This window comes from Flavobacterium sp. MFBS3-15, assembly GCF_026107645.2.
Taxonomy (GTDB): Bacteria; Bacteroidota; Bacteroidia; order Flavobacteriales; family Flavobacteriaceae; genus Flavobacterium.
Genome location: NZ_JAPCHV010000033.1, coordinates 1 through 10,928, shown reverse-complemented (window position 1 = coordinate 10,928; position 10,928 = coordinate 1). Strand labels below are relative to the sequence as shown.

The window sequence follows — 10,928 nt, the reverse complement described above, 5'->3', positions numbered from 1 at the left end:
CAACAGCTCGTTTAAAGGCTTCACTGTACCTAATACTCGGGGATAAACCTGTCCCCTTAGAATCCTGCTTTTTCATAATATTGACATTTATTAGTCAACTTTTTTCAGGACGAGACAATTATAAAATTAATCCCCGAATAGTAGAATGACCCCGGCAAGGGCGGTGGCGGTATCGTATCATTACCAATAATTTCATGCTTTTGGTTTTGCTCATAAAACTTCTGGTAATCCCTCGCTACCAGCATATCCTCCTTATTCCGGCAGCCGATTGCCATAATTAAAATCAATATAACTAGCTTTCTCATGATCTAATCTTCTGCCGGAAATACAGTTTTCGTAGTGTCCCACTCTATCCTGTCAGGATCATAACGTTCACCACTCTTTTTATAACGCATCACCAATTTTTCCTCTTCCGTCATGCGCCTGATAATATGCCCCGCTTTTTTATGCTTATAGGTTTGGGTTAGCAATTTTTCTAAAGGTACTGACGAAAAGGTATCTCGTGCTGATGCTATGACAGGAAAATTCCACTCAAACTCCTTTTTAGTAGTATTAAGTTTTATAAAATCCTCAATTGAATTTTGTGGGATTTCAATAATTTCGGAGGGATGGAGGTTAATGAATTCGGGTATGGGCACAGATCCGTCTGCTACATCTTCACCGCATACTAATCGGGGGTATTTCCTACGTCCGTAAAAGAATATCCGTCCTGTTTCATCAATGATAAAATTCTTGTCGGAATAATAATCGGCACTACTGGCGAAACTTCTTTGCCCATCAGGGAAAGCTTGTAAAATGTCTGGTGCGACAGTAAACACTTTCGGCTTTTCGGGAACGGCATCCGCTTCTTTTTGCTTGTTGCAACTTATAAGAATAAGCACAATGATAACTAATGAAAATCTCATAATCAACAAATTGCTATAAAGTAAAACTCTTTATTCGGAATTATAGTATAATAATTTGAGATCTATCACAACTAAAAAAATGATTGTGCCGATCAAAGTCAGGCTTTTCAACATCAATTGTGGAAATTCGTATAATTCGTATAATTCGTGGCAAAAATAATTTTACCTCTTCACAACCAGCTCCACAAACACCGGCAAATGGTCGCTGGGGTAGCGGCAGTCTTTGGAATCGCTGAGGATGGCATATTTTTTAGTCTCCAGGCCCGTTTTCGGGATAAAGATATAATCGATGCGCTTCGTTACCGGCTTGTGGAATTCAAAGGCATTGAAAGTCCCCGTTGGGCCAAAGGTGAGCTTTGCGGCATCGTGGGTGTCGAGCAGTTCCTTCTTCATTTCGCTTACGGCATCCGTTTCCGGTTCGAGGTTAAAGTCACCCATCACTACAAACGGCAGGTTGTCCTTGTTGAGCTCCTTAATCTTTTGAAGGATGAGTTTTACACTTTCCACCCGCGCCACAGTGCCCACATGGTCGAAATGCGTGTTGAACACAAATATCTTTTGTTTGGTATCGCGGTTCTCAAAAAGCCCGTAGGTGCACACCCTGTTGTAGGCGGCATCCCAGCCTTTGGACGGCACGCCGGATGTTTCTGAAAGCCAGAAAGTCGACTGCTGCAGCATCTTAAACTTTTTGTCCTTATAAAAAATGGCGGAGTATTCGCCTTTATCCTTCCCGTCATCGCGGCCCACACCAATAGGCTTATAATCGGCCAGCGTACTGTCGAGGTATTGCATCTGCTGCGGCAATGCCTCCTGCACGCCCAAAAAGTCGGGGTCGTGGAATTTTACCTGCGTAGCCAAAAGCGCTTTGCGGTTGTCCCAGCGGTTGTCGCCATCGCTGGCAATATCCAGGCGGATGTTGTAGGTCATTACCTTGTAGGAGGTTTGGGCAGTTGTTGCCAGGGTTGCAAGCATAAGGAGGAGGAAGTAGTGTTTCATGGTTATTCGGTTTCAGAAGGCAGGTACCCATGCGCGGCAAGGTCTTTTTTGCCATTTACGGCAAAGAGCTGTCCGTCTTTCAGCATCAGGTTCCGGTCAGTTACCGAAAATACGTCATTATAGTAATGATCGGTAATGATTATGCCTTTTTTTGTTTTCAGTTGTATCAAAAGTTCTTTTATCAGGTCTTTGTACAGTGGCTCGACCATCGAGAAAGGCTCGTCGAGCATCAGGAACGGGTGGGGGAGGTGACCCACGAGCAGCAGCTCAAAATAGCGCAGTTCGCCCATCGAGAGGTTGCCGGCGCGGGTGCTGGCCATTTTTTCAATGCGCGGGGAATAAAAAATCCTGTCCTGACCGTCGCCACTGTAGTAAAGCGGTATGATGTCGCGCACCTTCAGGTTTTTGGGCAGGAACGGGTCCTGCGGGAGGTAGCCGATATGCCCTTGCGGAATGACTTCGCCCGGTGTTATCGGCCGGCCGTTAATGGACAACGCCGCCGAATCGGCTTTCAGGGTGCCGAAAAGCAGCTTCAGCATTGTCGACTTTCCACAGCCGTTGCGCCCGAAGATGCCAAGTATCTCTCCGGTACTGCACTGAAAATCTACGTTGTCAAGAAGGGTTTTCCTGCCAAAGGACTTACTGAGGGCGCTTACGGAGAGTGTATTCATTTTTATATAAAGATCAGGCTAATGGCAAAAATGATGGCTGCCGGGACGAGATTGACGGCAAATGCCATGACGGCCAGCTTTTGGCGGGTAAAGCCGATGTTGTTGTAAAAGTAATACTGCCTGCTGAAAAAAGTATTGAAGGCAAAGAGGCTGAACGCGAATCCTGCCGTACAGAAGATGGGCGGGAGCAGCATGAAATTGCCGAACACCCCCGATGCCGCCGTAAAGCACCCGTTGAACAGTAAGAGGGTAAGGTAGTACTGCCGGAAAGCACGCATGGGCTATGGTATGGATGTCATTCCGTAAAACCTGTACTTCCCGTTGATTTTGATGAAACGGAAGCTGTGGCTGGTACCCTGGTGGTTTTTGGACAACTCGCCCGGCTTGTAGGTCTCTACCCAAACTTCATAGATCTTCAGGTCTTTCGGGTAGTCTTTGGGGACTACCTTTGGCCTGAAATTTTCCACGATCACCGAGCTGAAGGAATAGCCTTTGGCAGCCATGGCTTTATATACGGGCGATTCGGTAAATTTTTGGGAGATCACCACAAAGAAAAATTCAGCCGGTACAAATACAGCACCTTTAGAGGCTTCTACAGCACCCACACAGTCCACACAGTCCACTTCCTTACAGCTTAGCGCCAGGAATGCGGCTTTATCTTCCTTTTGGAGGGCTTCCACCAACTTGATGAATTCCTTGTCAAGGGCATCCCATTCGGCCTGGGTGGTGGCTTTCACGGGATCCGGGTTGAGTTGGGCATGGCCGATGCCGAAAGTTAAAAGGCAAAACAGTAGGGTGAGCTTTTTCATTGCTTTTTCAGGCTTTTACTATAGAACGGTAAAATTAGGATTTATTTTGTGAATGCAAAATGTGAATTATTAACCACGGTTTGTTACCTGTACCTGCTACATACAAAAACCAAAAAACGCCGGTTAGTACCAGCGTTTTTTATTCTTTTTTGAGGCTTCCGATTTGCGGGAAGGCGTGTTGGTCTTCTTCTTGTGGCGGAAGTCGGGTTTCTTTTCCTCTGCCGGTTTATCCGAAGCTTCTTCCCCCGATCCGTAAGGGTAAGGGTGCCCCTCGATCACTTTTATCTTCAGGCGGATGAGTTTTTCAATATCCTTCAGGTAAGGCTGCTCGTCTTTGGCGCAGAACGATATGGCCAATCCTTCGTTGCCTGCACGGCCTGTACGGCCTATGCGGTGCACGTAGGTTTCAGGGATGTTCGGCAGGTCGAAGTTGATCACATACGGCAGGCTCTCGATGTCGATGCCGCGCGCCGCGATGTCGGTCGCTACCAGTACAGATACTTCTTTATTCTTAAAGCCTTCCAGTACGCGTACCCTGGCATTCTGCGATTTGTCGCCATGGATGGCTTCGGCGTGCACACCATTCTTCTTCAGGGCTTTTACCACGTTGTCGGCGCCGTGCTTGGTACGGGTGAATACCAATACGTTCGAAAGGTTTTCGTTGCGTATCAGGTGGTACAACAGCTTGCGCTTGTCACCTTTGTCTACAAAGTAAATTTGTTGCTTTACCCTTTCCGCTGTAGAGGAAACCGGTGTTACCGACACATATTTCGGGTCGGTCAGGAAGGTATCGGCCAGTTCGCGTATGGCTATCGGCATGGTGGCCGAGAACAGCAGTGTCTGCCTGTTGTCGGGCGTAAGCTTGATAATTTTCTTTACATCGTGGATAAAGCCCATGTCGAGCATCTGGTCGGCTTCGTCAAGCACCAGCGTATGCAGGTGGTCCAGGTTGATGAAACCCTGCTTGTGCAGGTCGAGCAGCCTTCCGGGTGTAGCGATCAGCACGTCAACGCCTTTTTTCAGCTGGTCGGTTTGCGAGGTTTGGTTCACGCCTCCGAATATGGTCAGCTGGCGGATGTTGGTATACTTTCCGTAGGTGTCAAAGCTTTCGCCTATCTGCAAAGCCAGTTCGCGCGTTGGCGTAATTACCAGTGTGCGGATGTGCTTCACCTTTTTTGCCGAACCCACAATGCGGTGCAGCGAGTTAAGGATGGGTATGGCAAAAGCCGCTGTTTTCCCGGTTCCCGTCTGGGCACAGCCTACAAGGTCGGTGCCTTCAAGAATGATGGGAATGGCCTGCTGCTGTATAGGGGTTGGTGCTTCGTACCCTTCGTCAATAAGGGCCTGCTGTATATTTTTAAGTAAATTAAGATCTTCGAATTTCATTGTAAGTAGTACAAGCGCTTGTAGTTATGTGCGCTAAGGAGCGCCAAAGATACGATTTATATTTGACTATGGCTTATAATCGGAAAAGCAGGGCGAAATCCCTGCTAATTGACCTGCCTGAAGTTTTATTGCTTCACTATCTTTGCAAAATCGGTTTTGCCATCGCACTCCATTTTTACAAAGTAAATGCCCGGACCCGCATTGAGCGTATAGTAGTTCAGCCCGTTCTTCATTTTCCCTGAAAGTACCTTCTTGCTCATGGCGTCGTATACTTCAATGGTGCCTTCGCCGGCTATGGCATTGTGTATTGCCAGGGTTTCCTGTACAGGGTTTTGCAGCACACGGAAGGCAATGCGGCCCGCATCGAAATACTCCGCAGACATCACGCCACACGCTGCCTGCACTTCGGCTACCGAGTTACAGCCGGTTATGTTCAGGCCAATGTCGACCGACGCGCCTGCCGGCGGATTGTCCAGGTAGTTGCATATCGACGGTACGGAACAGAATGCCAGCAGGTTGTTCAGCCCGATGAAAAGCCCGCCTGTAATTGTGGTATCTGCATTGCCAAAGCCTTCCAGCGTGGCCAGTATCTCGTTTTCCTCGATTACGACGGCACCTTCTTCGCCGCCTACAATGGTCGCCACATTGCTAAGCCCGGAAACGCTTACCAGCAGTGCATTGCCCACAATCTCGAGTGTCTCACCCACAAAGGTCACACCGCTCAGGGCATCGAGGTTGGTAAGCAGGCCGCAGTCGCGTATGATCAGGGCAAGCCCAACAGATTCAAGGTTTTCTATCCCATGCAGGCTGAGGAGCGCGGCACAGCTGCGCACGGTAAACTCGCCGCCTACGGTAGTAAGCGATGACAGCCCTTCAATATCGGTCAGGCTTGCATTGCTGCGGATGATCAGGTCGGTACCCACGCTTACGAGGTTTTCCAGGCCGTTAAGGCTGGCAAGGTTGCCTGTATTGCGTATTTCCAATGCCCCACTGATGGAAACAAGGTTGGAAAGGCCTTCAAGGTTGGTGATGTTGTTGCCGGAGATCCCGATGTCGCCGTCAACCTCAGTGCAGTTTGGGTACTGGATGATAAAGTTATCCACCTGTGCCTGCGTGGTAAAGTTAAGTTCGCCTGTAGGGCATTGTGCATTGATGGCAAATGTTACTGTCATTGCCGTAAGGAGTAAAAAATTCTTCATAGTGTTCGTTATTGCTGGTGCAAATGTAAAAAGCCCTTCCGGATAGGGAAAGGCTATTGAGTAAATGACGGGGATTAATTAGAATTCGATCAGGAGCGGCACAGAAGTACAGGTTTTACAGGTCCTTATAGCCGCAAAAATCACAATATTCCTGATTACTGCTCGCTCTTTGCTTTCATAAAATCGGACACCAGATAGGCAATAAGCTTGCCGGTAAGGTGGCTGTTCTTGTCACTGCCCAGGTCAGGAGCGCCCTCGCAAAGGTGCAGGTAGGCCGCGTTTTCCTGCTCCCCCATAAAGTGGACGAACTTCCGCGCTTTTTCGACGCTGAAGCCGGTGGGTGTCATGGCACTGCTCGCTACATCAGGCAGGGAGTCGAGGTCTATCTCCACGCCAAAAGGGGTATCCCCGATGAAGTTAAGCGCGTGCAAGATCTCGGTGGTAAAGCTTTTTTCCTCACGTATGGCAATCTGTTCGTAAGTGTTGAACTTGACCCTGTCGCTATTGGCCTTTATGGTTTCCAATACGGTTTTTGGGGTATAATTCTCATGCATCCCGAAGATGAAGTAATTCTTCAGGAAGCCTTCTTCAAACGCATAGGTAAACCCATTGCCGCTGTGCCTCCCCTCGAGCATCCTGAAGTCGGTATGCGCATCAAAGTTGATGGCATTTACCGGTTTGCCCTTTGCCAGTGCGGCCCCCTTGATATTGCCGTAGGCATTGTTATGGCCGCCGCCTATGATTATCGGGATTTTTCCTGCAAGGATTATTTTGCACACGATGTGCGAAACGATCTTGTCGATGCTTTCCACAAGCTCAGACAGCCTTTTCCGGTCTTCCTTGGCCGAGGCATCAAGGCCTGCGGCTTCCTGCATGGCCTGGTCCACATCAACCTTGCCCAATATGAGTATCTTATTCCCTTTCAGGTATTTGTTGTGCTGGAGGTTGACAATGCTCCTGACAGCCGACTCCCATGCCGATGCGGTTCCCGGCCTGCCGTGGTTGGCCCGGACGCCTATGTCTTCGGGGATGCCAAACAGCACAAACTCGGCCTCATCGGCCCTGATATGTTCCCAAATGTCAGCACCCGAAGGTACTGTATGAATTCTCTCACCGAATTTAACTTCACCACTGCGCTGCGAAGTATATTTGGTCAGGTCGCTGACTGTAAAGAGGATAATATTTTCCATACGTTTTTTCTTGCCTCCAAAAATAGTATTTTCACTTAATTTTGAGTTAAAAAGGAGACGGTAAATTAAAATATATATAAATTTGGGAAAAATATTATAAAGATGGAGAATCAAAAAAGCAATTCAAGTTTAAAAGCAATTATTGTAGTTTTAGCCATTTTGCTGGTAGGTAGCCTGACATTTATGTATAAAATGAGTACCGATAAGGACGAGGTACAAACAGCGCTGGAGAAGGAAATCAATACAAAATCCGAACTCGAGGCTGAACTAAAGGAAAAGATTGCCAGCTATGATGCGGCCATTGCCGAAAATACCGGGCTTAAGGGCGAGCTTGAAGCAGAAAGGGCCAAAGTGGTTGACCTTTTGGCACAGGTAGAAAAATCGAAGGGTGATGTGGCTTCTTTGAACAAATTCAAGAATGATTACAGAAGGTTAAAAAGGGATTATGATGAGTTGATGGCTCAGAATAATAAGCTTAAAGAAGAGAACTCTAAACTTACGACACAGCGCGACAGTACCATGACTGCGCTTGATGAGTCTAAAAAGTATAATGATACACTGGTTAACCAGAATGATAACCTGAGCAAGACGGTTGAAAAAGCCCAAAAACTCCAGATCATCAACGTACATACACAGCCTTATAAGGAAAGGAGCTCCGGTAAGCTGATTCAGACCGACAAGGCCAGCAGGGTAGATAAAGTACGCATTACGTTTACCATCGCTGCCAATGAGGTTGCACCTGCCGGTAACAGGATGTACTACGTGCAGATCATCGACCCTAAAAATAATGTGATAGGTGAGAAGGCTACTGAGACTTTCGGTGAGTACAACCTTACCTACAGCTTTATTACCAATGCGGTTTTCGAAAACAAAACCATCACGGTTAACGAACTGGTATCGGGCAGCGATTTTGCAAAAGGCCTTTACCATGTAAACATCTTTGACAAAGGGCAGCTGGTAGCCAACACTACATTTACGCTGAAATAAGACATACTTCATAAATGAGAAAAGGGAACCTTGCGGTTCCCTTTTTTTGTTTGAATATTATTCCGAGGAGGTACGACCCCGCCAACACGGGGTAAACTAAAGCAATCTTTCCATGTACAATGTGTCATGCTGAAAGATTGCCACGCTCCATTCTTCCGCCCGCAATGACATGAAGATGTATCCTGGTATGGAACTTCAGGCTGAATACTACACTACAGTCCCTTCAATAACCACACTATCGATCAGGTTACTCCCAAAAGCATACGGTAACTGGTAGTAGGAGGTAAGCGGCTTGGTGATGATGAGGTTGGCGCGCTTGCCCCTGGTGATGCTGCCGTGCGTTTCGCTAAGCCCCATGGCATAGGCCCCGTTAATGGTCGCGGCATTGATGGCTTCCTCCGGTGTCATCTTCATCTTGATGCAGGCCGTCGCCACCACGAGGTTCATGTTGCCCGATGGCGTGGTCCCGGGGTTGAAGTCGGTTGCCAGTGCCAATGGCAGTCCTGCTTCGAGCATCTTCCGTGCAGGCGTATAGGGTATGCTGATAAAGAACGAGCAGGTGGGAAGCGCAACGGGCATGGTATCGCTGCCTTTCAGCGCTTCAATATCTTCATCCGTCACTATTTCAAGATGGTCAACACTCAGCGCCTTTTGCTTTACGCAGGCCGCAATGCCACCGATTGCGGTAAACTGGTTTACGTGTATCTTGGCGGGAAGGCCATATTTTTTACCTGCTTCCATGATGCGCTCCGTTTCTTCGACCGAGAAATACCCGGTTTCCAAAAAGGCATCAATATAATCGGCAAGGTTTTCCTCGGCAATCTTTGGCAGCATTTCATTGATTATGAGGTCGATGTAGCCACTGTGATTTTCCTTGTATTCCTTTGGGAAGGCATGCGCGCCTAAAAACGTTGCTTTTATGGCAACGGGGTAATTTTCTTTAAGGCGTTTTACTACCCGCAGCATTTTGAGTTCTCCTTCCACGGTAAGCCCATAACCCGATTTGATCTCTACGGCCCCGGTCCCCTGCCGCATCACCTCTTCCAGCCTTTGGCGCGACTGGTTGTAGATTTCCTCCTCATCGGTTTCGTTCAGCTTTTTGGCAGAGTTCAATATCCCGCCGCCACGGTTGGCGATCTCCTCATAGCTCAGCCCGTTGATGCGGTCTACAAACTCCTGCTCGCGGTTGCCGGCATATACTATATGGGTATGGCTGTCGCACCATGCAGGCAAAACGGTTTTTCCGGTGGCATCAACGATTTGCGCACCGTATATTTCCGGGCAGCTGTCCATCGTCCCGAAATCTTCAATGAGGTTGTCCTCCAGTAAGAGCCACGCGTTTTGTAGTGATGGCAATTCGGCCATTTCGCTTCCCGAAACTTTGGTGATGCCGCTGTCCCGAACCTGAAGTAGTTCTTTGATATTCGTAATTAGTAGTGCCATGCATTAAACTTTTGGTAAAAATAGAATGGATTTTAAAAAACTCCTATATTTATGGTAAAAGAAATCAATTGTGGATCGAATAAAATACCGGCATGTGCGTAAAGTACAGCCCGATTACTTTGAATACACCGGTGAATACAAGTCCGACCCGGTAGAGATGCAGCTGTTCGTCTTCAATCAAGAGGGGTATGAGGAATACCGAAACGTGTCGCTTGAAAGGGTAGTGCAGGAGTGTAAGGACGAACGCCAGATCAATGACATCAAATGGCTGAACGTGCACGGCCTCCATGATACAAAGCTTATCAAGCAGATAGGCGACCTTTTCCATGTGGACAGCCTTATTGTGGGCGACATACTTAATACTTCCCGCCGAACACGCATTGAAGAACTGGGCGATGTGCTGTTTTTCAGCATAAAGTCGGTATTGCCTGAGGAAGAAGAAAACACGGTAAAGACCGAGCAGGTGAGCTTCCTGCTGAAAGATATGGTGATCGTGTCGTTCCAGGAAAAAAGAAGTGATTATTTTGCACATATCAGGGAGCGCATCCGTACCGGCACGGGCATTGTACGCAAAAAAAAGAACGATTACCTCTTGTACCTGATGCTCGATGCCATCATGGAGAATTTTTTCATTACCATCGAAAATTATGAGGATAAAGTAGAGGCATTAAGTGTTGGAGGCAAGGTAAGCTATAAGGCCGATTTCATTTCGGGTATCGAAAAAATGCGCGATAACCTCAATTACATCAAACGGGCCATCACGCCGCTTCGCGATGCCTTATACAAGCTGAAAAGCGCTAAGGATGAAGATGAGATAGAAACCATTGGGAAACACACGCACACCTATTTTGCACGCCTGCACCAAAAGTGCCTTGAACTGCTCGACCAGGTGGAGTATGACATGACTTCGCTGGACAGCGCTTCCAATTTCCACTTTTCCCTGCAAAGCCAGCGCATGAACCAGATCATGAAAACGCTGACTATATTCTCGGTCATCTTTATGCCGCTCACCTTCATCGTTGGTGTCTACGGCATGAACTTCGAGAACATTCCCGAACTGAAAAGCGAGCATGGCTATTATTGGGTGTGGGGGATAATGGTGGCGATAACCATAGTGATGGTGATCTATTTCAGGCGGAAGAAGTGGTTTTAATTAGGAAGTAATGGTTATGCCGCAAAGTCACACAAAGAAGACGCAAAGGGACACAAAGTCTTTACTAGTTTGCTTTGCGTATTCTATGACTTAAACAAGTTTAATTTCATATTTTTTACTAGCTCTTAAGCAGCATATTTCATCAGATCTACATAAGGTGTTTCACGTTTCACCACAGCAAAAATTCTT

The 10,928-nt window shown here is 47.4% G+C and carries 12 protein-coding genes; 2 read left to right on the top strand and 10 right to left on the bottom strand.

The features are described 5' to 3' along the window. Positions 1-104 precede the first annotated feature (104 nt). The 9 genes from OGH69_RS18115 to OGH69_RS18075 form a co-directional block, all read right to left on the bottom strand. Positions 105-305 carry a hypothetical protein gene (locus OGH69_RS18115; protein ID WP_265175912.1) on the bottom strand — a complete coding sequence of 67 codons (201 nt, stop codon included), beginning with the start codon at positions 303-305 and terminating at the stop codon, positions 105-107. 3 nt (positions 306-308) lie between these two features. Then, complete coding sequence (locus OGH69_RS18110; protein ID WP_265175911.1) at positions 309-905, bottom strand: hypothetical protein; 597 nt, start codon at positions 903-905, stop codon at positions 309-311. Between the two features lie 162 nt (positions 906-1,067). Beyond that, complete coding sequence (locus OGH69_RS18105) at positions 1,068-1,901, bottom strand: endonuclease/exonuclease/phosphatase family protein (RefSeq protein WP_265175910.1); 834 nt, start codon at positions 1,899-1,901, stop codon at positions 1,068-1,070. Positions 1,902-1,903: 2 nt separating this feature from the next. Continuing rightward, positions 1,904-2,572: an ABC transporter ATP-binding protein gene (locus OGH69_RS18100; protein WP_265175909.1), complete on the bottom strand. Its 669-nt coding sequence runs from the start codon at positions 2,570-2,572 to the stop codon at positions 1,904-1,906. A gap of 2 nt (positions 2,573-2,574) precedes the next feature. Then, a complete protein-coding gene (locus OGH69_RS18095; protein ID WP_265175908.1) occupies positions 2,575-2,850 on the bottom strand; it encodes a hypothetical protein in 276 nt (91 codons plus the stop codon). 3 nt (positions 2,851-2,853) lie between these two features. Continuing rightward, on the bottom strand, positions 2,854-3,381 hold the full coding sequence (locus tag OGH69_RS18090; RefSeq protein WP_265175907.1) for a hypothetical protein: 528 nt from the start codon (positions 3,379-3,381) through the stop codon (positions 2,854-2,856). A gap of 123 nt (positions 3,382-3,504) precedes the next feature. Beyond that, positions 3,505-4,767: a DEAD/DEAH box helicase gene (locus OGH69_RS18085; RefSeq protein WP_265175906.1), complete on the bottom strand. Its 1,263-nt coding sequence runs from the start codon at positions 4,765-4,767 to the stop codon at positions 3,505-3,507. Positions 4,768-4,892: 125 nt separating this feature from the next. Beyond that, entirely contained in the window at positions 4,893-5,966 is a 1,074-nt protein-coding gene (locus OGH69_RS18080) for a T9SS type A sorting domain-containing protein (protein WP_265175905.1), read from the bottom strand. A 155-nt stretch (positions 5,967-6,121) separates the two neighbouring features. Continuing rightward, positions 6,122-7,156, bottom strand: a complete 1,035-nt coding sequence (locus OGH69_RS18075) for a formimidoylglutamase (protein ID WP_265175904.1) — start codon at positions 7,154-7,156, stop codon at positions 6,122-6,124. 102 nt (positions 7,157-7,258) lie between these two features. Here OGH69_RS18075 and OGH69_RS18070 point away from each other — a divergent pair, with 102 nt between their 5' ends. Then, on the top strand, positions 7,259-8,143 hold the full coding sequence (locus OGH69_RS18070) for a hypothetical protein (protein ID WP_265175903.1): 885 nt from the start codon (positions 7,259-7,261) through the stop codon (positions 8,141-8,143). Between the two features lie 207 nt (positions 8,144-8,350). On the opposite strand, the gene hutI is transcribed toward OGH69_RS18070, so the two are convergent. After that, positions 8,351-9,586: an imidazolonepropionase gene (gene hutI / locus OGH69_RS18065; RefSeq protein ID WP_265175902.1), complete on the bottom strand. Its 1,236-nt coding sequence runs from the start codon at positions 9,584-9,586 to the stop codon at positions 8,351-8,353. Positions 9,587-9,656: 70 nt separating this feature from the next. Here hutI and corA point away from each other — a divergent pair, with 70 nt between their 5' ends. Then, positions 9,657-10,739, top strand: coding sequence for a magnesium/cobalt transporter CorA (gene corA, locus OGH69_RS18060; protein ID WP_265175901.1), 1,083 nt, complete (start codon positions 9,657-9,659; stop codon positions 10,737-10,739). Positions 10,740-10,928: the final 189 nt, after the last annotated feature.